Origin of the sequence: Nonomuraea sp. NPDC050022, from assembly GCF_044460705.1 — a bacterium.
In the GTDB taxonomy this organism is placed as follows: Bacteria; Actinomycetota; Actinomycetes; order Streptosporangiales; family Streptosporangiaceae; genus Nonomuraea.
This window is the reverse complement of record NZ_JBITKE010000016.1, coordinates 273,181-294,957: the sequence shown is the minus strand read 5'-3', so window position 1 is coordinate 294,957 and position 21,777 is coordinate 273,181. Positions and strand designations below refer to the sequence as shown.

The following is a 21,777-nucleotide window of genomic DNA, read 5'->3' as shown; positions in this document are numbered from 1 at the left end:
AGGCTGCCAACAGATGTCCTTCCGAGGGCTCGCGGCGGACTGACTACACGCACGCCAGACAACCTCGCAACGTGAGCAAGCGGAGCGGGTCGTCAAAGGGCAGCGCAAAGGGGCAGTGTAGCCGAACGGCACACGCCTGTCCACTTCACTCTCGCTGCATGCTCCACGTTGGTCGCAGCATCGCCCGTTCGAGCGGAAACGTCAAGCCCGCAAGCCCGACTTTCCGCCGACCTAGGGGCCGGACGCTGGGTTTTCTCCCCAGCGTGATCGGACGCCTACCGTCAGGCCCAAGACGATACCCGCGAACGGGGACGGTTAACGCTCCGTCACACCGAGGGTCGAACCCATGCCGACAACCGGTGTAGCTGTGACTGAGGTACCCAGTACTTGGGCTTCGCTAAACCTTATTTTTGGTAACAATTGACCTCGGGGACGCGCCCGATGACTCAAGCAGTGCCGATCAAGGTCGACAGCTCGGCCACCAACCAGCGGGAATCTTGCCGGATCATGACGAGCCTGGCCCGGTCCTGGCTGACCTGTTGCTGTGGTTCGGCCTTGCCGGGGATCTCCCTGACCGTACCCGTGTTCACGAACAATAGAACCTCTACTCGATCACCTTCCGCGCGCTCCACACCCACGTCGGCGACGGCCGCCGTCCGCACCGTCTTCTCCGCCTTGGCCTTGGCGGCCAGGGTGGCCGACAGCTTCTTGTAGTGCTCGGTGAGCTCGCCCGTTGTGTGCTCGGCCGCCCGGGCCAGGTCCTGCTCGACCGTCCGGTAGTCGTATGACAGCAGGTCCGGCGCCACCGTACGGGCCGCCGCCATGGCCTGGCGCCCCGCTTCTTCGTCCGCGCGGATGGCGTGGGCGTCGTACCAGAACACCCCTGCGGTGGCGCCGAGCCCGAGCACCAGAACCAGCAGCGCGATCGTGACCGCCCTCACACCACCTGCACCGCCCTCGACACCAGCCAGACTCCCTTCGCCTTGGTCACGTCCATCGACCAGCGGTAGAACCGTTCCTGCTTGGGGGTCTTGGAGCCCTCCCAGCGGATCTCCACGTCCGCCACGACCAGCACTCTCGCGGTCAGCTCCGTCATCGACACCAGCCCTGTGGCCCGGAGCACGCCGTGCTGGACGACCTTGTTCGCCACTGTGGTGGACTTGAGCTTTGCCGCGTCCGCCTTGTACTCCTCCTGGGCCACTCCGGTGGAGGTGGCGAGGATGCGCCCCATGTCGGCGTCGACGGTCTTGTAGTCGAGCGAGACCAGGTTGATCGCGTGCGTGCCCGCCGCCTCCAGCGCGGCCCGCCGATCATCCGCCCTGGCCTGTTCGGCCAGGTCCTGCCCGCGAAGGAACACCACGGCGGCGCCGAGCAGCACCACCAGCAGTACGAGCACGCCGGTCAGGACGCGGGGTGGCCGGGCCGGCTCGTCCACGTCTGCTCACCTCCCGGCTTGGTTGCTGGATGGTAACCCGCCGGCCGCTCCCGGAGCCCGGGAAACAACAGAGGCGACATAGGACCCACTCTTGCCGGGCGAGCACTGCCGTCATCTCTTGCTGGGCGGGCATCGTCATCGCCTCTTGCCGGGCGGGCATCGTCATCGCCTCTTGCCGGGTGAGCACCGCGTCGCCGTCTCCGGCCTCTCCGGCAGGCAAGCGCCTGACGAACGCCCTTCAGGCGGCCCTCTGAGGCCCGTTGGGGGCGCGGCGCGGCATTGCGGCCATTTCTGTCACCGAGGTCCGGGAAAGCGCCTTCTCAGCCCGCCTGGCGGCTCGCCCCGGTCTGGCGCGCTTGGCCGGTTGGCATTGGGCCGTCTGACGGCTCTCGGCCGGTCTGACGGCCAACCGGTCCAGACCGCCCGCGGCCCACCGGGATCTATCGGACGCCGTTGAGATGGGCGTTGATCAGGCGTGGGTACTCTTCCAGCCAGTTGCGCCCGCGATCGTCGACAAAGGAGCCCTGGGGCGGGATGACGCCGTTGGCCGCCAGCCAGGTGCCAGGCGGCCGCTGCGTACGGCGGAGCCCGTTGCCGCTCGGCATCAGCTGCGGCGGGATCGGCGGCAGCGAGCCGGGGTCGTGGCCCAGCTGCGCCTCCGCCTCCAGCTCGGAGACGTCCTTCTCCTCCGACATGCCGATCGGCCCGTGCTTCCTGGCGTTGAGGAACTGCCTGACCACCGGCTCGTCGCTCGACAGCAGCATCTCGCGCGGCCCGAACATGATCAGCTCGCGCCGGAACAGCAGCCCGATGTCGTCGGGCACCGTACGGGCGGTGTTGATGTCGTGCGTGACGATCAGGAAGGTCGCCTCGATCTCGGCGTTCAGGTCGACGATGAGCTGGTTGAGATAGGCGGTCCGTACCGGGTCCAGACCCGAGTCGGGCTCGTCGAACAGGATGATCTCGGGATCGAGCACCAGCGCCCTGGCCAGCCCGGCTCGCTTGCGCATGCCGCCGGAGATCTCGCCCGGCAGCTTGATCTCGGCGCCGAGCAGGCCGACCAGCTCCATCTTCTCCAGCACGATCTGGCGGATCTGCGACTCGCTCTTCTTGGTGTGCTCGCGCAGCGGGAAGGCGATGTTGTCGTACAGGCTGAGCGAGCCGAACAGGGCGCCGTCCTGGAACAGCACACCGAACAGCCGGCGCAGTTCGTAGAGCTTGCTCTCGTTGCAGTTGGCCAGGTCGTAGCCGTCGATCCAGATGTGGCCGCGGTCCGGCCTGAGCAGCCCGACCAGGGTCTTGAGGAAGACCGACTTGCCGGTGCCGGAGGGCCCGAGCAGGACCGAGATCTCGCCCGCGGGCAGGGTGAGCGAGACGTCCTCCCAGATGACCTGCCGCCCGAACGACTTGGTCAGCCCGTCGACCACGACTTCGACGCCCACGGGTCACCCTCCATGCGCAAAGAGTAATGTGACTTCAACCACAAGACTGCCATCACCGTAGCGGCGCGCAAGGGAATTGGAACCAGTTCCAATAACTTGTTACTGCCCGGTTATGAGACGAGGAGTCCAGCAACGGGCGCTGCGGCCTCTATTCGGCCTGGGGTTGGGCAATCGCTCTCAGAGCCGGTCGGAGGACCCGCGCGATGTCCGCTTGGGATGCTTCGCGCAACTCGTCAAGTTCAAGCAGCTGGTGGCCGACGGTCACGCCCAGCATGATCGTCGTCATCAGCGCCGCCCGCAGTCGCGCATCGCCGCCGGGGATCGACTCGCCGACCTGATGGATCTGCCGGCTCAGTACGGCCCGCGCCGACGCGCCCGCCTCCGGGTGAGTGAGCATCGATCGCATCATGGCCAGGGAGCTCTGCGGCAACTCCCCCATCTTGAGGCCGAGACTCCCGATGAGTTGCTCGACCAGATCGTCGGCATCGCCCTTGGCCACCGGCGCCGGGGCCACGGTCACCGCCGCGCTGAACAGGTCCTGCTTGCTGCCGAAGTACTGCATGACGAGGGCGGGATCGACCTCGGCCGCCTTGGCCACCGCGCGGATCGTGGTGCGCTCGAATCCCAGGTCCGCGAAGAGCTTCCTGGCCGCTTCCAAGATCCGCCGCTCGGTCCTGCGACGCCGCTCCGCCCGTTCGGTCACGCCGCCCCCTTTGACAGTCGTTGCTCACTCTACAGGCGTTGACCGTTCGTCACATTTCGCTCTACGCTCGTTGAGTCAACCTCCGTTGAGCGAAATGGGGCCCCCATGTCCACCACCGATGTCGTCGCCGCCTACCACGCCGCGATGCTCCACAAGTCGGCCGACGAACTGGCCGATCTCTATGCCGAGGACGGCCTGCACGAGTTCCCGTTCGGCGGACTGCCGCCGTTCAAGGGCCGGGAGGAGATCAGGGCGGGGTACACGATGATGTGGGGCGCCATGAAGGCCCTGGTCAAGGAGATCCGCGACGTGACCATCCGCCAGACCACCGACCCGGAGGTGATCGTGGCGGAACAAGAGACGGTGGTCACGGTGGCCGACCAGGAGCTGACGGTGCCGGGCCTAGTGATCCTGCGGGTCAGGGACGGCCTGATCGTCCACGCGCGCGACTACATGGACACCAGCGCCGTCGCCCGCGTCCGCGCCGCCTAGCGCAGTCTCCACGGACCTTCGCCAGGTATCCGCGCTCTTGAAGGGGCACCCCGCACGGGGGCACAGCCACCACGGGGCCCCCTCCGGTCTGCCGAAGGGGCCCCTCTCCCAAGGACCCCAGCCACAACGAACCGGCTTTCTACGCTCCCTGGGAGGGGCCAGCCTCATGGGCCCCCGCCACCACGGACCGTCCCCTTCCCATCCCCCGGAGGGGGTATCTCTCCTAGGGACCCCCGCCCACTACGGGCCGTCACAGAGATCGAGACGGTCGTGGGACGAACCACCCAGGGACTCGCCAGGGCTGAGGCCGTACGGTCACTTGGCGACGGTGAGGTCGTAGACCGTGGCGTTGCCGACAGAAGCAGCCGTGTACGTCTCCTGTACCCACGCGGCGATCTCGGCCGCGTCACTGCTGCCACCGGTACTGGCCCCGCCACGCATTCCACCGCCCATCCCGCCACCGATGAAGTAGTGGATCTTCCCCTCGGCCACGTACTGCTTGAACTGGGTGAGTGTCGGCGCGGGGTCGGTCCCGTTGAAGCCGCCCACCGCCATCACCGGCTGGCCCGTGGCGAGCTGGTATCCGGCGGCGTTGTTCGAGCCCACGGTCGCGGCGACCCAGCTGTAGGCGGTGGCGTTGCTCTTCAGAAAGGCGGTCAGCTCGGCGCTGGGGGTGGCGGACTGCAGCAACCCACCCATCCCACCGCCTCCCCGCCCACCACGAGCGAACCCATCGGCCCCCATTCCGCCCGGCCTCCCAGCACCACCAGTGCCGCCCGGCTGCCCCCCGGTACCGCCAGGTCGCCCAGTGCCACCGGTACCACCCGGCTGGCCGCCGCCGAAGCCACCGAAGCCGCCCGGTCCCATCGCCGCGGGGCCCCCACCGCCGCGCCGGAACCCTCCAGGTCCGCCGAACCCTCCCGTAGAGGGGCCCGCCGTAGGGATCGCACCGGTGTGCGTGGATGTGGCGGTGTCCAGTGCGTACGCGGTCGGCCCCGCCAGGCACACCACGACCGCCACAAGGGCGACAATCCCCGGCGCCCGCCGCGACCACCAACCACGCGCCGCCAACGGCACGCCCGCAGATTCCACAGACGGCACACCCACAGGTTCCGCGACCGGCGCGCTCCCCGATCCCTCGGACGGCACAACCGCCCGCCCCTCCTCCTGACGGCCGACGATCAGCAGACCTACAGCCGCCGCCAGCCCAGCAACGAGCACAATCGGCCCCAACCAGGAATTCCACTCCGAACTACGCGACAGCAGGACGTACCCCCACCCAGCCGTCACGGCCGCAGCCAGCGCGAGCGCCCGGTGAGCCCGGCGCTCCCAGAGCAGCGCCACCCCCGAACCCACCAGCACCGCGATCGCCGGAGCCAGCGCCACCGTGTAGTACGCGTGGAAGATCCCCTGCATCAGGCTGAAGATCAGCCCGGTGACCACCAGCCAGCTCCCCCACACAACCGCCTGGGCCCGTACAGGATCGGTCCGTGGCGCTGCCCGCGTCAGCCAGACCACGGCCGCCAGGAGCACCAGCGCCGCCGGAAGCAGCCATGAGATCTGCCCGCCCGCCTCGGTGTCGAACATCCGCCACCAGCCGGCCTGCTGGTTGAGGTTGCCGAGCCCTCCGTAGTCGCCGCCGTTCAGCCGCCCGATGCCGTTGTAGCCGAGCGCGAGTTCCAGGACGCTGTTCGTCTGGGAGCCGCCGATGTACGGCCGGTCGGCGGCGGGCACCAGCGCCACGGCCACCAGCCACCATCCGGCCGACACCACCATGGCCACCCCCGCCAGCACAAGCTGCCAGAGTCGCCGCCCCAGCGTGGTCGGAGCCGTGATCAGGTAGACGAGCGCGAACCCCGGCAGCACCACGAACGCCTGCAGCATCTTGGCCAGGAACGCGAACCCGATGCACGCCCCCGCCAGCACCAGCCACCGAGTCCCCGCCTTCTCCTGGGCCCGCACCACGCAGTAGCCCGCGACGGTCAGCAGCAGCACCAGCAGCGCGTCCGGATTGTTGAAGCGGAACATCAGCACCGCCACCGGCGTAACCGCCATCACCGCCCCGCCGATCAACGCGGCCCACGCGGGGAACCGGCGGCGTACGGCGGCATAGACCACGCCCACGGTCGCCACGCCCATGAGCGCCTGGGGCACGAGAATGCTCCATGAGTTCAGCCCGAAGATCCTGGCGCTGAGCTCCATCGGCCACAACGAGGCCGGCGTCTTGTCCACGGTGATGGCATTGGCCGCGTCGGACGACCCGAAGAAGAACGCCTTCCAGCTCTGGGTGCCCGCTTGTACGGCAGCCGAGTAGAACGCGTTCGCCCATCCGGAGGCGTTCAGCCCCCATATGTAGAGCACCGCGGTGGCGGCGAGCAGCCCGGCCAACGCCCATCGATCTCTGACACGCGCATCCTTGAACACACTCGAACGCTAAGCACGGCCTCTCGCCACGCGATGAGACGACCATGAGAATCTCGTGAGCTCTGTACGGCGGTAACAGCCCGATGCGCAAAACAGCCGGGCACAAAGCAGCAACAGCCGGGCATGCAAAAGGGGCGGCACACCCGGCACCTGGGTGCAGCCGCCCCTTCTGGGGTGAAACGCCGGAACCGGCGATTCGGTAATGCTCTTCGAGCGATATGCCTCGAAAGTGTTACTTCACGGTGACGGAAGCGCCGGCGCCCTCGAGGGCAGCCTTGGCCTTCTCCGCCTGCTCCTTGTTGACCTTGCCGTCGAAGACGTTCTTGGGAGCGCCGTCGACCAGGTCCTTGGCCTCCTTGAGGCCCAGGGACGTCAGGGCGCGGATCTCCTTGATGACCTGGATCTTCTTGTCGCCGGCAGCCTCGAGGATGACGTCGAACTCGTCCTGCTCCTCAACGGCGGCGGCCTCGCCACCACCGGAGGTGGGGGCAGCGGCAACCGCGACGGGGGCGGCGGCCTTGACGTCGAACACTTCCTCGAACTGCTTCACGAACTCGGAAAGCTCGAGGAGGGTCATCTCCTTGAACGCGTCGAGCAGCTCGTCGGTGCTGAGCTTCGCCATGATGGTTTCCTCCGTATGAATCTTGCGATAACTAGGAACGGGACCGCGGGGTTTGCGGCAATCCCCGTACTACTCGCCCGCCTCTTCGCGCTTGGCGCGAAGGGCGTCGGCCAGCTGGGCCATGTTGGTGGGCAGCGCGGCGAACATGGCGGCAGCAGCACTCTGCTTCGCCTTCATCGCACCGGCCAGCTTCGCGAGGAGAACCTCGCGGGACTCGAGGTCAGCGAGCCTGGTGATCTCCGTAGCGTCCAGCATCTTGCCATCAAGGACGCCGCCCTTGATCACCAGAAGGGGATTGGCCTTGGCGAAGTCACGCAGACCCTTGGCCGCCTCGACAACGTCGCCGTTGACGAAGGCGATCGCGGTCGGACCGGCGAGCAGGTCGTTAAGACCCGCGTAACCGGCCTCATTGGCCGCAATCTTAGTCAGGGTGTTCTTCGCCACGGCGAACTTCGCATTCTCACCGAGAGAGACGCGCAGCTGCTTGAGCTGTGCGACGGTGAGACCGCGGTACTCGGTCAGAACGGCGGCAGCGCTGCCTTCGAACTCGCTCCTGAGCTCGGCAACTGCTGTCGCCTTATCCGCCCTCGCCATGGGCCTCCTTCCAGATGTGCCACCGGTGAAGGCCCAGAAATGAGAACGGCCCCGGGCGCAGGGCGCACACGGGGCTCACACACGGATCACTCCGTGTAGGAAACTCGTATCACACCTGCGCGGGCCGTCCACAGACTGTGGATCCTTCGGTCGTCAGGTCTTGAGGAACCTGACGACGACCGGCGGTCTTCGGCAACGACCAGAGTACGTCCTGGCCGCCGAGTTTCCAAATCGCTCTCAGTCGGCGACGCTGTTCAGCGCCGCATCCGGTTAGTTGGTCGTGCCCTTCGGCAGCTCACCGATCTGGTCGGCGGGCGGCGTCTGGATGTTGACGGCCTCGTTGAACCCCTTGAACAGCAGGGTCGCGTCCAGCGTGGCGCCTTCCTTCTCACCGTTCAGGGCGAGCTTGCGAGGCAGGCCGTCACTGCCGACCCAGATGTCGAACTTGATGTCCTTGAGCTCGGCCAGACCCGAGCGGGCGGCTTCCTGCTTATCGGCCGGCAGCTGCTGCACCGCCGCGTCGACCGGGAACGTCCCGCTGTAGTGGGTGGTGTCCACACCGCCGACAGTCTCGGTGCCGGCCGCCTTGATGTCCTGCGACGCGGTCACCATCTTGGTGACGGCCGCCAGGTCGAACTGCTGGATCTGGTCGAGGTACGTCTTGATCTGATCCTGACCGCCGACATCGGTCAGCGGCACCTTGATCCACGGCTTCGTCGCCCCGACGAGCTCCTTGAGCGCCTCGACCTTGACGTAGACGGCGTCGCCCTGGAGCACGGCGCGCGCCCCACCGGGCAGACCCTTACCGCCCATGTCGAGGGTGTCGAGGGTGAGGTCGACGGCCAGCTGCGGCTTGCTCTGGTAGAGCATCCGCCCCTGCACCTTGCCGTTCCCCTCCTGAGGGGTTTTGACGTTGACGACGGCGTCAACGGTGTAGCTGGTGACCTCCGCGGTCTTCTGCGCGGCCTGCGTCAGCACTTCGGACGCCGCCAGCTTGACCTGGATTGGCTGCGCGGTCGTTCCACAACCGGCAACCGCGACCGCGACCAGGGCGGCACCGGCCGCGGCGGTAGCGAGGGAAATTCTGCGCTTCAGCATGATTTAAACCCTACGTGTCGGTGTCCCGGTGATGGCGTATTCCCCTGACTTTTCAGGGAAAACCCAGGGTCTTCCCCGACCCGCGCCCCTTGATCGCGCGCCACGCTCTCTGCCTCGGCTTCTGCCGTGCGAACTGCTCTGATCTTTCTTTTCGCCGTACGGCCGCAGGCGGGTCGCGCACCACCCGGGATCCCATGGTCGCCGTACGAGATCGAGCTCGCAGACGCCCCGCGAAGGACTATCCCCCGCGCTGCGCACGCTGTACCGGCGGCGCCCACAAAGCCCGCACCGCAGCGAACCCCATCGGGGGCCCGCCCACAGCGGCGGGCGCCCGTGACACGGGAGTCTGCGGCGGGGGGTGCGGCTATCGGGGTTTGTGGCGGGGGTCTGTGGCGGGCGAGATCTGTGGAGGAGGGTCTGGCGCTCTGTGGCCGGCGATTCGGCGGGCGGCCTGTAACCCGGGGTCTGCGACCGGGAATCTGGCAGGCGGGGGTCTGTGACCGGGAGTCGCCCGGGGCTCTGTGATCGGGGGTCTGTGACCGGGAGTCGCCCGGGGCTCTGTGATCGGGGGTCTGTGACCGGGAGTCGCCCGGGGCTCTGTGATCGGGGGTCTGGCGGGCGGCCTGTGGCCGAGGTCTGTGGTCGGGGCTGCGACGCGGGCGCCCGTAAGCCGCTATCCGCGCAAAGCAACCCCCGCACGCGCATGCGACCCCGAACACACAACAGCCCCCGCCGGAGTCGGCGAGGGCTGTGTGGTGCGAAGAAGTGCCAGAAGTGTGGCTTTTTCGCTACGCGTCCAGCTCGGCGGTGAGGCCGCGGGTGGCGTTGGGGTCGACCGGGACGCCGGGGCCCATGGTCGTGGAGAAGGTGACCTTCTTCAGGTAACGACCCTTGGCGGCCGACGGCTTGAGACGGAGCACCTCGTCAAGGGCGGCGGCGTAGTTCTCGATGAGCTGGCGCTCGTCGAACGACGTCTTGCCGATGATGAAGTGCAGGTTGGCCTGCCGGTCCGTACGGAACTCGATCTTGCCGCCCTTGATCTCCGTCACGGCCTTGGCGACGTCGGGCGTCACGGTGCCGGTCTTGGGGTTGGGCATGAGGCCACGCGGGCCGAGGACGCGGCCCAGACGGCCGACCTTGCCCATGAGGTCAGGGGTGGCGACGACGGCGTCGAACTCGCTGAGCCGGTTGCCCTTGGCGATCTCGTCGATGAGCTCGTCGGCGCCGATGATGTCGGCGCCCGCCTCGCGGGCCGCCTCGGCACGGTCACCGGTCGCGAAGACCAGGACCCGGGCGGTCTTGCCGGTGCCGTGCGGGAGGTTGACCGTGCCGCGCACGATCTGGTCGGCCTTGCGAGGGTCGACGCCCAGTCGCAGCGCCACCTCGACAGTGGCGTCGAACTTGGTGGTGGACGTCTGCTTGGCCAGCTTCACGCCCTCGACGGGCGCGTAGAGCTTGTCGTGGTCGACCTTGGCCGACGCGTCCTTGTGCGCCTTGCTGCGCTTCATGTCTGTCTCCTTGTGGTGTGCGGGCCGGATGCCGGCCCTCCCACTGATCGGTGTGGGTACGAGCCGGGAAACCGGCTCTCCCACGGATCGCGGTTCGGGCCAGGGAACGGCCCTCCCGCGGATCGGGAAGTGTTAGTCGGCGACGGTGATGCCCATGGACCGGGCGGTGCCGGCGATGATCTTCTCGGCCGCCGCGATGTCGTTGGCGTTGAGGTCGGGCATCTTGGTCTCAGCGATGCTGCGAAGCTGCTCGCGGCTGAGCTTGCCGACCTTCTCCTTGTGCGGGACCGCGCTGCCCTTGTCGAGGCCCAGAGCCTTCTTGATCAGCTCGGGCGCCGGGGGCGTCTTCGTGATGAAGGTGAAGCTGCGGTCTTCGAAAATGGTGATCTCAACGGGGATGATGTTGCCCCGCTGGGCCTCAGTGGCAGCGTTGTACTGCTTGACGAAGTCCATGATGTTGACGCCGTGGGGACCGAGCGCGGTACCGACGGGCGGAGCGGGCGTGGCCTGGCCGGCCGGCAACTGCACCTTTACGAGGGCAGCCACTTTCTTCTTTGGAGGCATGTTCCTTCTCCGGGTCCTGACAATTTGGTGGTGTGCCCCCACGGTCGTGGGGAGCAGCCCAGGTGGACGCTCACCAACGCAGCGATTTTCCTGGGTTCACCCCCACGTGCATGGGGACGACGTATCAGCTTACGTGATCGTCTTAGATCTTCGAGACCTGGTTGAACGACAGCTCGACCGGGGTCTCGCGGCCGAAGATCGAGACGAGCACCTTGAGCTTCTGCGACTCGGGGCTGATCTCGCTGACCGAGGCGGGCAGGGTGGCGAACGGGCCGTCCATGACCGTGACGGACTCGCCGATCTCGAACTCGACGGTCGGGCCGGTGCTGGTCTTGGCCGAGGACTTCTTGGCTTCCTCGGTCGGCTCCGGCGCCAGCAGCTTGGCGACCTCGTCGAGGTTGAGCGGGCTCGGCTTGTTGGACAGGCCCACGAAGCCGGTCACACCGGGCGTGTTACGCACGGCGGCCCAGGACTCGTCGGTCAGCTCCATGCGCACCAGCACGTAGCCGGGCAGCACGCGCTCCTTGACCGGCACCTTCTTACCGCTCTTGAACTCCTGGACGGTGTGCGTCGGCACCTCGACCTGGTAGATGTAGTCCTCCATGTTGAGAGACACGTTGCGGCTCTCGATGTTGGACTTCACGCGGTTTTCGTAGCCGGCGTAAGAGTGGATCACATACCACTCGCCGAGCTGGCCCCGGAGCGAGCGCTTGAACTCCTCGACCGGGTCGACGTCAGGCAGGATGTCACCGTCTTCGTCGACTGCGGGAGCCTCGTCGGCGACCTCGTCCTCGTCGCCCTCGTCGCTGTCCGCGACGTCGGCGTCGAGCTCGTCGACGGTCTCCTCAGTGGCCTCAGCGGCCTCTTCCGGCTCGGTGTCCCACTCCTCGTGGGACTCGTTCGCCGGCACTGAAGATTCGGACACGGTGACTTTTCCTCTTTCGTCGAATCGAATGGCGACTCCGTACGGGTGACGCCGTCGGTGTCTGGATCAGGATCCGCCGAAGACGCGGAGAACGGCCCAGCCGAGCGCACTGTCGAGCCCGTACACAATCGCAACCATGATCAGAACGAATACCAGAACGACCGTGGTGTAAGTGATGAGATCCTTGCGTGTCGGCCAGATGACCTTACGCAGCTCGGTGACTACCTGCCGGTAGAAAAGGGCCGGCGAGGTGCGGGTCTTCTTCTCGCCACTAGGCTTGCCTGCGGTCTCGCCGCGCGTGTCGATCGCCACAGTCCTCACCTGAATCTGTCGTATCCAACGCAGTATGCGGCGCGCTTACACGCCATTGCGCGGACCGCACTCGCAGGGCACGAGGGACTCGAACCCCCAACCGCCGGTTTTGGAGACCGGTGCGCTACCAATTGCGCCAGTGCCCTATGTCGCCAACCACACTACCCTGATCAGCTCACTGCCTGGACCGAACCGCACGTCGACATGCGGCGGTACGACCAGGCGAAAGTGTATCGGGGGAAAGCCCTTTACGTCGAACCAAACCCGATCGCCCAGGTCACGGCCCGCGTGGCAGCATGGACCCATGTCCACCCGACCTCGCATATCCAGCCGAATTTCCGCGATTTCCGAGTCCGCCACGCTGGCCGTGGACGCGAAGGCGAAGGCGATGAAGGCGGCCGGCCGCCCCGTCATCGGCTTCGGCGCCGGAGAGCCCGACTTCCCGACACCGGATTACATCGTCGAGGCGGCGGTCACGGCGGCGCGCGATCCCCGCTTCCACAAGTACACCCCGGCCGGCGGCCTGCCGGAGCTCAAGCAGGCGATCGCCGCCAAGACGCGGCGCGACTCGGGCTACCAGGTCGAGGCGTCGCAGGTCCTGGTCACCAACGGGGGCAAGCAGGCCGTCTATGAGGCGTTCGCCACGCTGCTCGACCCGGGCGACGAGGTGCTGGTCGTGGCCCCGTACTGGACGACCTACCCCGAGGCGATCAAGCTGGCCGGTGGTGTTCAGGTCGACGTCGTCACCGACGAGACGACCGGCTACCTCGCGAGTGTCGAACAGCTTGAGGCGGCCCGCACGGAGCGCACCAAGGTCCTGCTGTTCGTCTCGCCGTCCAACCCGACGGGCGCCGTCTACTCGCGCGAGCAGACGGAGGCGATCGGCCGCTGGGCCGCCGCCAACGGCCTCTGGGTGGTCACCGACGAGATCTACGAGCATCTCGTGTACGGCGGAGCGGAGTTCACCAGCATCGCCACGGCCGTTCCCGAGCTGGCCGACCGGGTCGTCATCGTCAACGGCGTGGCCAAGACGTACGCCATGACGGGCTGGCGGGTGGGCTGGCTGATCGGTCCGTCCGACGTGGTCAAGGCCGCGACGAACCTCCAGTCGCACGCCACGTCCAATGTCTCGAACGTGGCCCAGATGGCCGCTCTGGCCGCCGTCTCCGGCGATCTGTCGGCCGTGGCGGAGATGCGCGAGGCGTTCGACCGGCGCCGGCAGGCGATGGTGCGGCTGCTCAACGAGATCCCGGGCGTGTTCTGCCCGGAGCCGAAGGGGGCCTTCTACGCCTACCCCTCGGTCAAGGAGCTGATCGGCAAGGAGCTGCGCGGCCGGCGGCCGCAGTCGTCGGCCGAGCTGGCCGAGCTGATCCTGGAGGAGGCGGAGGTGGCGGTGGTTCCGGGCGAGGCGTTCGGGACGCCCGGATATTTCCGCCTTTCGTACGCCCTGGGGGACGACGACCTGGCAGAGGGCGTCAGCCGCCTCGCCAAGCTCCTCGCGGAAGCCCACTGACCGCGCCACCTCAGCCGACCGCAGAGGCCGACTGACCGATCCGACGTCAGCCGACCGCGGAAGCCGACTGACCGATCCGACGTCAGCCGACCGCCTCTGCCACCTGCTCGATCTCGCGGGCCAGTCCGGGCGTGGCGCCGATGTAGACCGCGGTGCCCGGCCGTTCCAGCCACATGAAGTTGCTCAGCCCGCCCCGCGTACGCCAGCGCAGGGCGGGCTTGCCGTTGTACGCGCGCAAGCTCGACCTGCTGACCAGCGACGCGAACCGCTCGGCGCCCCGCACCCCGCACACCAGGCCGACGAGCAGCTCCTCGTCGTTCTTGCGCCACCGCACGCCCTTCACCTTGAGCCGCTCGCGCAGTGACTTGACCCGCGTGAACGAGCCCGCGCGCTCCACCCCCGCGGGCAGGTGGCCGATGCCTAGATCCCCGGACCCGCAGGTCAGAGAGATGATCGTCGACCTCGCCCGGCTCGGTTCCGGCGTGGCTGTGTTGGCTTCCGGCGTGGCGGCGCTGCCGCACGCGGTGAGCGCGAACACGAGGGACACCGCTGCCAGGCGTCGCATCAACCCCCCATGACTTGGAGTGGAAACCGCAGAAAAGGCCCCTAGTCTCCTACAGGAGCCTTGACCGAGGCGGCAACACGGAGCAGTTCATCGCTCAGGGATTCGCTGACCCTGATCCAGGCTCCGGTGCCCGTACGCTCCAGCCAGACGATCATCAGGCCGCCGCCGGGATGCCTGCCGACCAGGGCGGGTCTGCCGCGGATGGTGGTCTCCCTCGGCGTCCGTAGCGGCGTCCGCCGCTGGTAGGTGGCCCAGTCGGCCGCCGCGGCGCCGTGCTCGACCCGCACCTCGACGAACCTGTCCTGAGCGCCTGTCCCCCCCTCAGGAGTGAATCTGGCCCAGGCGCCCTGGTCGGGTTCGATCACTCCCCCGTCGGCGCGATCGAACCCCGCGGGCAGGTAGGTGAGCCAGAAATCATGCGCGACCACCGCGATCCGGGGCGCCGCCAGGGCGGCGGTGACGGTCCGGCCCCGAGCGGGCCCCGCCCGACCCGGCTGCGCCGGAGCCGGTGGAGCCTGAAGCGGCGCAGGCGCCCCCACCGGCGTGCGATGGAGGCGCCCGAATCCCGAGGAGAACAACCCATAGATGATCGAAACGGTGACCCCAAGTGCGAGAAACGCCAGCATCGCGCGCAGCGCCTGTCCGCCGGTCCCGCCCTCAGGCTTCATGCACGGTAGATCCCCGGTCTGATCTCACCCGTACCACCTGATCACTTAACGGGTTCGATCCCTTCGGCGATCTTCTTCAACTCGGCACCCGCGTCAACCTTTTTCGCATAGTCCGGGCTGATATACACCTCGACCGCCAGCCCCTCGCGCAGCGTCCAGCCAATGGTGCTCGTCGTGCTGTCGCCGGGCCCGGAGTCGACCTCGCCGCCTTCTGTGATCTTTGCCAGGTATGCCCGCTTGCCGGCGATGTCGAGGATTTCGGCGCCGTCCTTGGAGTACGTCGCCAGTTGCTGCGCGATCTGCTTGCTCGCCTCATCCGCGAACACGACCACCTGAACGGCGTAGAAGCCCTCTTCCTGTCCGGGCTCCGTAAAAGTGGTCGTATAGCTCGTCTTGCCGAAGCCGTTCTTGCCCGACCACTTGCCCCATTCGAGCCCGTCGGGCAGGTAGCCGACATGGATACCGCCGAACTTCCTGCCGTCGCCCAGGTCGCCGAGGTCCTGCGGCAGCGAGACCTCCGGGCCGACGGTGAGCTGCACGTTCGTCCCCTTCTGCACCTCCTGGCCGGCGGCCGGGGCCTGCGCGCGCACCTGCCCCTTTTCGGTGGCCGTCTCCGGGTCCTCGACGACCAGTCCGGCCTGCTTCAGCGTCGCGACCGCCTTGGCGGCGGGCATGTCGACGACACTGGGGACGGTCACCAAGTCCATCACGGCCCGGTCCTGGCCGGTGGCCGCGTGCTGGGTCTTGGGGGGTTCCCCCGAGTTGATCAGTGCCGGTACGGTCACGGCGACCAGGGCCGTGACCAGGGCGGCGCCGGCCGTACGGAATCTGAGCACGTGCGCGCGGTGGCGGCGGCGCACGTCCCGGCCGAGCGTCGGCCCGGCGTGCACGCCGGCGACGTGCGCGGCCATGGCCTCGGCGATGGCTTCTTCTTCGGTCTTCATCGGATCGCTCCTTCTGCGAAGGTCATGCGTTCGCGGATCTTGGCGAGGCCCCGGGCCGACTGGCTCTTCACGGTGCCGAGCGAGCAGCCGAGCAGCGACGCGGTGGCCGACTCCGACTGGTCCTCCCAGTAGCGCAGGACGATTACTGCGCGCATCTTCGGCGGCAGTCTGCGCAGCTCCTCGATGAGCGTGTCGCGCAGGTCCAGGTCGGGCGATTTCGCGGCGGTGTCGGGCGGCCGGGCGAACGTGATCTCCTGCACGACGCGCCGCCGCCGAGCCCGGCTAATCGCCGCGTTGACGAGGACTTTGCGCGCGTACGCCTCGGGGTTGTCGTGCCGGATCCGGGTCCAGTGCCGGTAGACCTTCTCCAGAGCGTGCTGGACCAGGTCCTCGGCGTCGTGGTGGGTGGCTCCGCAGACCAGGATCGCGGTGCGTAACAACGAGGTGCTGCGGGCGGCAAGGAACTCGTCGAATGCCGCTTCGTCTTCATCCGTCATGAGCGGGGTCCCCTTTCGCCCCTCCCAACGCACGAACGGGCATCCAGGTTGAGTGGCAAGATATGGAAATGCCACGCCCGCTTGACCAGCTGCCCAAGGCTCACCTGCACCTGCACTTCACCGGCTCGATGCGGCATTCGACGCTGATCGAGCTGGCTCGCGAGCAGGGCCTGCACCTGCCCGACGCGCTGGAGCAGGACTGGCCGCCCCAGCTGCGCGCGACCGATGAGCGTGGGTGGTTCAGGTTCCAGCGACTGTACGACATCGCCAGGTCGGTGCTGTGGCAGCCGGAGCACGTCTACCGGTTGGTACGGGAGACGGCCGAGGACGAGGCGGCGGCCGGGTCACGGTGGCTGGAGATCCAGGTGGACCCGTCGGGGTTCGCGCCACGGTTCGGCGGGTTGACGGCGACGCTGGAGCTCATGCTGGACGCCGCCGCCCAGGCCGCCGTACTGGCGGACATCGGGATCGCGGTGGTCGTGGCGGCCAACCGCACCAAGCACCCGCTCGACGCGAACACGCTGGCCAGGCTCGCGGTCCAATACCAGGGCAAGGGGGTCGTCGGGTTCGGGTTGTCGAACGACGAGCGGCGCGGCGCGGCCAGGGAGTTCGAGCGGGCCTTCCGGATCGCCAAGCGTGCGGGGCTGCTGGCCGTACCTCATGGGGGTGAGCTGCTCGGGCCCCGCAGCGTCGCGCAGTGCGTGGACGACCTGCACGCGGATCGCGTCGGGCACGGGGTACGGGCGGCGGAGGACCCGTGGCTGATGGAGCGGCTGGCTGAACGGCAGATCTGCTGCGAGGTGTGCCCGACCTCGAACGTGGGCCTGGGCGTCGCCGAGCGGGCGGCGGACGTGCCGTTGCGCAGGCTGTTCGACGCGGGGGTGCCGATCGCGCTGGGGGCCGACGATCCGTTGCTGTTCGGGGCGCGGTTGTTGCGGCAGTACGAGCTGGCGCGGGAGGTCTACGGCTTCAGTGATGAGGAGATCGCCGAGTTGGCGCGGCAGTCGATCAGGGCGTCCACGGCGCCCGAGGGTGTGCGCAAGGAATTCCTGAAGGAGATCGACGACTGGCTGACCCTGCCGGAGTGAGGCGGCTGTCAGCGCGGTTATCGAAGGAGTGTGGCGGCTATCTCGGCGGCGCGCTCCTTGGTGCCGGCTCCTTCCAGGCGGTAGCCGACTGTGCCGGACTGCCAGATGAGGGTGGGCTGGGCTTGGCGCAGGGGGACCGACGTGCCGTCCTCGCGCTTGAGATAGCCGAGCGGATGCTCGCCGCCGAGCCACCAGGCGGTGACGCCCGCGACCGGGACGTCCTCGGGCCAGGGTGGGCCAACGCTCTTGAAGAAGTACGGGCTGAGCGTGCCGTCGAACTGGTCCAGGCGGATGCCGCCCGGCCAGAACATCGACGCCACGCGGCCGTTGTCGCTCACCGTGGCGCGCTCGGGGGTGCCCAGCGCGGTGGGGGTCTTGATGGGGAACTTCACCTGGGTGGCCAGGTCCGCCGGAGCCACCGCGTGCTCGCCCGGCAGGGGCGTGGGGGTGGTGACCGGCTCGGGGGTGGACTCGCCCAGGCGTAGCTCGATGCCCGCGTAGTGGAGGATCGCGCGCACGGCGGCCCGGCCCTGCGGGGTGGCGGCGGTGATGGCTATGACGGCCACGACGATGGCTGTCACGATCTGCCATCTTGCCCGCCGCCTGCGTCGCGCCGGAGGCCGCCGCTCATCGTCCCGCCGACCCGGCGCCGGGGGATGCCGCCTGGTGTCGGGCGCACCGGGCACACCGGGCGCCTCAGGGGCCGCCTCGGGCGTCGCAGGCGTTTCGGGCGTCGCGGGGATCGCGGGCACCGCGGGCGTTTCGGGCGTCGCGGGCGTTTCGGGGGTGGGCTCCAGGCGGGCGCGGACGGCTGATGCCACGTCGCTCGGTGGTGGGTTGGGGACGTCGAGGAAGTCGGCGAGGGCCGTGAGTTCGGCGGCCAGGTCGTCGAACGGGTCATGCGAGCTCATTGCCCACCTCCTCCCTGAGCCGCGCGAGGCCGCGATGGGTGCTGGATTTGACGGTGCCGAGCGGCCAGTCGAGCACCTGGGCGGTTTCCGCCTCCGTCAGCTGTAAGAAGTACCGGCAGACGACGGCCTGGCGTTCCCGCTCCGGCAGGTGGCGTACCGCCTCCAGCAGCCGGGCGCGCCGGTCCGTGGCGACGGCCGAACCCTCGGGGTCGTCGGGGGCCTTGAGGTCGGCCATGGCGCTGAGCCGTACGGTGAGCTCGGATCTGCGCCCGCGCGATCGGGTCAGGTTGTGCGTCTCGTTGGCCACGATCCGCAGCAGCCACGGCCGGAAAGGGGCGTCCCTGCGGAAGGTCGACAGGTGCCTGAACGCCTTGACGAACGCCTCCTGCACCACGTCCTCTGCCTCGTCCCCCGCCCCGAGCATGGCGGCGGTGCGGTGGGCGAGCGCGCTGTAGCGGGCGACCAGCGCCTCGTAGGCGGTCAGGTCACCGGCGAGGGAGCGGCTGATGGCCTCGTCGTCGTCCATGAACGAGTCAGATTTCACCGCATCACAGGGGGTCTAGGGAAGGGCGTTTGACCCATGAGGTGACCATCGGCGCTGCTGGGGCATTAGACTCGCACAAATCCATGAGCCCTTCGAAGGAACGGCACTATGTCTTCTGGGTATGACCGTGTAGTACAACCGGCGGCCGGTGACGAGGCCCTGGAGAACCACCTAGGTGGGGACGAGGCCAAGAACTATCGGCAGTACGAGTTCGACATGGTCGCCCCGCATGTCGGCCGTTCGATGCTGGAGATCGGGTCCGGGCTGGGCCACTTCGCCGAGCAGTTCCTGCCGCGCCTCGACCGGCTCGTGGTGAGCGACTTCGACCCCTACTGCGTCGAGCAGCTCCGCAAGCGCTTCGAGGGGCGCGACGACATCAACGTGCTGCAGTTCGGCCTGCCGACCGAGATCCCGCTTGAGGACAAGGTCGACACGGTCATCATGATGAACGTCCTGGAGCACATCGAAGAGGACGCCGAGGCGCTGCGTTCGCTGGCTCGGGTCACGCAGCCCGGCGGCCGGATCATCATCTGGGTGCCCGGCTACATGCAGCTTTATGGAGACTTCGACCGCAAGGTCGGGCACGTCCAGCGCTACACCCCCAAGACCCTGGGCGCGACGGTCGCCAAGGCGGGGCTGGAGCCCGAGGTGCTGAAGCCGATCAACTTCCTGGGCGGCATCGCCTGGTGGGCCGCCGTCCGCCGGGGTGGCGTGGGCTATCCGGATCCGCGACTCGTGAAGATCTACGACCGGACGGTGGTTCCGGCCACGCGCCTCATCGAGCGCTTCATCCGGCCGCCCTTCGGTCAGACGGTCTTCTGCGTCGCTCGGGTGCCTGCCTAGCGTCAGTGAGGCGTCTGTCTCAATCGGTGTGACGGTCCGTTGTGGCTGGGGTCCTTTTAGCGGGATACCCCCTTCGGGGGAGCGGACAAAGGCGGTCCGTCGTGGCTGAGGCCCCTTCGGGCGAGAAGAAGAAGACGGTCCGTCGTGGCTGGGGCCTGAGAACCGCCTCAGCCGCCACCGGCGTGCGGGGCGGCTGAGGGGCCCGGGCCGGTGGAGGAGGGACCCGGGCGGGGATGGCTGTTGCGGCCGGCTATTTGATGGAGCCCGCCGTCAGACCTCCCACCACCTTTCGCTCGATCAGAGCGAAGAGGATGATCACTGGGATGGTGGCGATCACCGAGCCGGCGAAGAGGTTCTGCCAGTCCACCTGGTATTGGCCGATGAACGAGTTCAGCGCCACCGTCAGCGGCTGGTTCGCCGGTGTCGTGGTCAGCGTCAACGCCACCACGAACTCGTTCCACGCGGCGATGAAGGTGAAGATCAGCGCGGTGATGACCCCGGGCATGGCCAGCGGCAGCGTGATCCGGAACAACGCCCCGAACCGCCCGTTGCCGTCGATGAACGCCGCCTCCTCCAACTCACGCGGGATCGAGGAGAAGTACGCGTTCAGGATCCACACCGCGAACGCCAGGTTGAACCCGCCGTTGACCAGGATCAGCGACCAGATCGAGTCCACCAGCCCGAACTGGAAGAACTCGCGGTAGATGCCGACCAGCATGGCCGTCGGCTGGAACATCTGGGTGATCAGCACCAGGATCAGGAACGCCGTGCGTCCCCTGAAGTTGTGCCTGGCCGAGTAGTACGCGGCCGGCAGCGCCACCAGCAGCACCAGGATGGTGGAACCCGCCGCCACCTTGAGCGTGACCATGAGGTTGCCGGCCAGGCCGCTGGTCCAGAAGTTGGTCAGGTTCGACCACTCCCACTGCGACGGGAAGAACGTCACGTCGCGCAGCGTCTCCTGGGGGCGCAGCGAGGTCAGCAGCATCACCAGGTACGGGAACAGGAAGATGAACGCGATCACGTACGCGCTGCCCGCGACGATCACCGTCTTGAGCCTGGGCAGACCGCGCGAGGCGGGGCGGGGCGGCTTGGCGTGGTGGTGGGTGGACAGCGCCGGCGCGGTCTTGACGGCCATCACGCCACCTCCTTGTTCCAGCGGGACACCCTGAGGAAGATCGCGGTCAGGATGATCACCATGCCGAAGTTGACGACCGACATGGCGGCGGACTCGCCGATGTTGGAGCCCTTGAGGATGAACATCAGGATCGTCGAGGTCGCCGTCGAGTATCCGGGCTGGCCGTGCGTCATGGCCCAGATGATCGGGAAGCTGTTGAAGACGTTCATGACATTGATCAGCGCGGCGACGGTGAGGGCGGGGCGCAGCAGCGGCAGCGTGATCGACCAGTACGTCCGCAGCCGGGTGGCGCCGTCCATCTTGGCCGCCTCGTAGACGTCGGTGGGGATCGTCGCCAGACCGGCCAGCAGCGCGTACGTGGTGAACGGCACCGACACGAACACCGCCACGAACACCAGCCACGGCATCGCCGTCGAGGCGTCGCCGAGCTGGTCGGCCGAGGCGCCGCCCATCGCGTCGATCAGGCCGAGCTTGAGCCTGATCTGGTTGATGACGCCGACCTCCGGGTCGAGCATCCACTTGAAGATGATCGCCGTCATCAGCACCGAGGCCGCCCACGGCGCGATCAGCGCCCAGCGGGCGATCTTGCGGCCGGGGAAGCGCTGGTTGAACAGCTGGGCCAGGGCCAGCGAGATCAGCACGGTGAGGGCGACGACCGCGACCACCCAGATCACGCTGCGGACCATGATGTCCGCGAAGTCCTTCTCACCGAACAGCTTCTCGTAGTTCGCCACGCCGTTGCCGCCCTGGACCACGCCGAACCGGCTGATCTTCAGGAACGACGAGCGGATCATCTCGTAGACCGGCCAGAGCACGACCACCGCGATCAGCACAACAGCGGGCCCGACCCAGGCCAGGGGCTCCAGGATGCGGAACCTTTTCATGCGGAACCTTCCGTAACGGTACGGCCGGCGCTCTGGACGCGAAGCGCCGGCCGTACGGGCCCCCGA

General features: G+C 67.9%; 24 protein-coding genes and 1 tRNA gene. 4 read left to right on the top strand and 21 right to left on the bottom strand.

Going from position 1 to position 21,777, the window contains the following annotated elements; all coding sequences use genetic code 11:
• Window positions 1-446: 446 nt before the first annotated feature.
• From ACIBO2_RS50315 to ACIBO2_RS50300, 4 genes are all read right to left on the bottom strand, one after another.
• On the bottom strand, window positions 447-941 hold the full coding sequence (locus tag ACIBO2_RS50315; protein ID WP_358554802.1) for a hypothetical protein: 495 nt from the start codon (window positions 939-941) through the stop codon (window positions 447-449).
• Window positions 938-1,435, bottom strand: a complete 498-nt coding sequence (locus ACIBO2_RS50310; RefSeq protein ID WP_397304657.1) for a hypothetical protein — start codon at window positions 1,433-1,435, stop codon at window positions 938-940. The genes ACIBO2_RS50315 and ACIBO2_RS50310 overlap by 4 nt, the downstream gene beginning before the upstream one ends.
• 440 nt (window positions 1,436-1,875) lie before the next feature.
• A complete protein-coding gene (locus ACIBO2_RS50305) occupies window positions 1,876-2,877 on the bottom strand; it encodes an ABC transporter ATP-binding protein (RefSeq protein ID WP_358554796.1) in 1,002 nt (333 codons plus the stop codon).
• Window positions 2,878-3,025: 148 nt separating this feature from the next.
• On the bottom strand, window positions 3,026-3,580 hold the full coding sequence (locus tag ACIBO2_RS50300) for a TetR family transcriptional regulator (protein ID WP_358554793.1): 555 nt from the start codon (window positions 3,578-3,580) through the stop codon (window positions 3,026-3,028).
• Window positions 3,581-3,685: 105 nt separating this feature from the next.
• On the opposite strand from ACIBO2_RS50300, the gene ACIBO2_RS50295 reads away from it, so the two are divergent.
• Window positions 3,686-4,072 carry a nuclear transport factor 2 family protein gene (locus tag ACIBO2_RS50295; protein ID WP_358554791.1) on the top strand — a complete coding sequence of 129 codons (387 nt, stop codon included), beginning with the start codon at window positions 3,686-3,688 and terminating at the stop codon, window positions 4,070-4,072.
• Window positions 4,073-4,387: 315 nt separating this feature from the next.
• Here the strand turns inward: ACIBO2_RS50295 and ACIBO2_RS50290 are convergent, their stop codons facing one another.
• From ACIBO2_RS50290 to ACIBO2_RS50250, 9 genes are all read right to left on the bottom strand, one after another.
• Window positions 4,388-6,496, bottom strand: coding sequence for an ArnT family glycosyltransferase (locus tag ACIBO2_RS50290; protein WP_397304656.1), 2,109 nt, complete (start codon window positions 6,494-6,496; stop codon window positions 4,388-4,390).
• A 232-nt stretch (window positions 6,497-6,728) separates the two neighbouring features.
• A complete protein-coding gene (gene rplL / locus ACIBO2_RS50285; protein WP_358554785.1) occupies window positions 6,729-7,118 on the bottom strand; it encodes a 50S ribosomal protein L7/L12 in 390 nt (129 codons plus the stop codon).
• A 69-nt stretch (window positions 7,119-7,187) separates the two neighbouring features.
• A complete protein-coding gene (gene rplJ, locus ACIBO2_RS50280) occupies window positions 7,188-7,712 on the bottom strand; it encodes a 50S ribosomal protein L10 (protein ID WP_358554782.1) in 525 nt (174 codons plus the stop codon).
• 270 nt (window positions 7,713-7,982) lie between these two features.
• Complete coding sequence (locus tag ACIBO2_RS50275; RefSeq protein WP_357962179.1) at window positions 7,983-8,810, bottom strand: DUF1396 domain-containing protein; 828 nt, start codon at window positions 8,808-8,810, stop codon at window positions 7,983-7,985.
• Between the two features lie 788 nt (window positions 8,811-9,598).
• On the bottom strand, window positions 9,599-10,318 hold the full coding sequence (gene rplA / locus ACIBO2_RS50270; RefSeq protein ID WP_358554779.1) for a 50S ribosomal protein L1: 720 nt from the start codon (window positions 10,316-10,318) through the stop codon (window positions 9,599-9,601).
• Between the two features lie 132 nt (window positions 10,319-10,450).
• Complete coding sequence (rplK, locus tag ACIBO2_RS50265; protein WP_358554776.1) at window positions 10,451-10,882, bottom strand: 50S ribosomal protein L11; 432 nt, start codon at window positions 10,880-10,882, stop codon at window positions 10,451-10,453.
• A gap of 142 nt (window positions 10,883-11,024) precedes the next feature.
• On the bottom strand, window positions 11,025-11,807 hold the full coding sequence (gene nusG, locus ACIBO2_RS50260; RefSeq protein WP_357962188.1) for a transcription termination/antitermination protein NusG: 783 nt from the start codon (window positions 11,805-11,807) through the stop codon (window positions 11,025-11,027).
• A gap of 66 nt (window positions 11,808-11,873) precedes the next feature.
• Window positions 11,874-12,119 (bottom strand): preprotein translocase subunit SecE, encoded by a 246-nt coding sequence (secE, locus tag ACIBO2_RS50255; protein WP_357962191.1) that lies wholly within the window; start codon window positions 12,117-12,119, stop codon window positions 11,874-11,876.
• A 73-nt stretch (window positions 12,120-12,192) separates the two neighbouring features.
• A tRNA-Trp gene (locus ACIBO2_RS50250) sits at window positions 12,193-12,265 on the bottom strand.
• Between the two features lie 158 nt (window positions 12,266-12,423).
• On the opposite strand from ACIBO2_RS50250, the gene ACIBO2_RS50245 reads away from it, so the two are divergent.
• On the top strand, window positions 12,424-13,632 hold the full coding sequence (locus ACIBO2_RS50245; RefSeq protein ID WP_358554773.1) for a pyridoxal phosphate-dependent aminotransferase: 1,209 nt from the start codon (window positions 12,424-12,426) through the stop codon (window positions 13,630-13,632).
• 82 nt (window positions 13,633-13,714) lie between these two features.
• On the opposite strand, the gene ACIBO2_RS50240 is transcribed toward ACIBO2_RS50245, so the two are convergent.
• The 4 genes from ACIBO2_RS50240 to ACIBO2_RS50225 are packed head-to-tail and all read right to left on the bottom strand — an operon-like array spanning window position 13,715 to window position 16,306.
• Window positions 13,715-14,197: a hypothetical protein gene (locus ACIBO2_RS50240; protein WP_358554770.1), complete on the bottom strand. Its 483-nt coding sequence runs from the start codon at window positions 14,195-14,197 to the stop codon at window positions 13,715-13,717.
• A gap of 41 nt (window positions 14,198-14,238) precedes the next feature.
• Entirely contained in the window at window positions 14,239-14,865 is a 627-nt protein-coding gene (locus ACIBO2_RS50235) for a hypothetical protein (RefSeq protein ID WP_397304655.1), read from the bottom strand.
• A 41-nt stretch (window positions 14,866-14,906) separates the two neighbouring features.
• Window positions 14,907-15,809, bottom strand: a complete 903-nt coding sequence (locus tag ACIBO2_RS50230) for a PASTA domain-containing protein (protein WP_397304653.1) — start codon at window positions 15,807-15,809, stop codon at window positions 14,907-14,909.
• Window positions 15,806-16,306: a SigE family RNA polymerase sigma factor gene (locus ACIBO2_RS50225; protein ID WP_358554761.1), complete on the bottom strand. Its 501-nt coding sequence runs from the start codon at window positions 16,304-16,306 to the stop codon at window positions 15,806-15,808. Before ACIBO2_RS50225 ends, ACIBO2_RS50230 begins: the two co-directional genes overlap by 4 nt.
• A 68-nt stretch (window positions 16,307-16,374) precedes the next feature.
• Between ACIBO2_RS50225 and ACIBO2_RS50220 the strand changes: the two genes are divergently transcribed.
• Entirely contained in the window at window positions 16,375-17,394 is a 1,020-nt protein-coding gene (locus tag ACIBO2_RS50220) for an adenosine deaminase (RefSeq protein ID WP_358554758.1), read from the top strand.
• A gap of 17 nt (window positions 17,395-17,411) precedes the next feature.
• On the opposite strand, the gene ACIBO2_RS50215 is transcribed toward ACIBO2_RS50220, so the two are convergent.
• Window positions 17,412-18,305: a hypothetical protein gene (locus ACIBO2_RS50215; RefSeq protein ID WP_358554755.1), complete on the bottom strand. Its 894-nt coding sequence runs from the start codon at window positions 18,303-18,305 to the stop codon at window positions 17,412-17,414.
• Entirely contained in the window at window positions 18,292-18,849 is a 558-nt protein-coding gene (locus tag ACIBO2_RS50210; RefSeq protein ID WP_358554752.1) for an RNA polymerase sigma factor, read from the bottom strand. The genes ACIBO2_RS50215 and ACIBO2_RS50210 overlap by 14 nt, the downstream gene beginning before the upstream one ends.
• 108 nt (window positions 18,850-18,957) lie before the next feature.
• Between ACIBO2_RS50210 and ACIBO2_RS50205 the strand changes: the two genes are divergently transcribed.
• Window positions 18,958-19,692 carry a class I SAM-dependent methyltransferase gene (locus ACIBO2_RS50205; RefSeq protein WP_358554749.1) on the top strand — a complete coding sequence of 245 codons (735 nt, stop codon included), beginning with the start codon at window positions 18,958-18,960 and terminating at the stop codon, window positions 19,690-19,692.
• 250 nt (window positions 19,693-19,942) lie between these two features.
• On the opposite strand, the gene ACIBO2_RS50200 is transcribed toward ACIBO2_RS50205, so the two are convergent.
• Window positions 19,943-20,827 carry a carbohydrate ABC transporter permease gene (locus tag ACIBO2_RS50200; RefSeq protein WP_358554746.1) on the bottom strand — a complete coding sequence of 295 codons (885 nt, stop codon included), beginning with the start codon at window positions 20,825-20,827 and terminating at the stop codon, window positions 19,943-19,945.
• On the bottom strand, window positions 20,827-21,711 hold the full coding sequence (locus tag ACIBO2_RS50195; RefSeq protein WP_358554743.1) for a sugar ABC transporter permease: 885 nt from the start codon (window positions 21,709-21,711) through the stop codon (window positions 20,827-20,829). Before ACIBO2_RS50195 ends, ACIBO2_RS50200 begins: the two co-directional genes overlap by 1 nt.
• Between the last annotated feature and the right edge of the window lie 66 nt (window positions 21,712-21,777).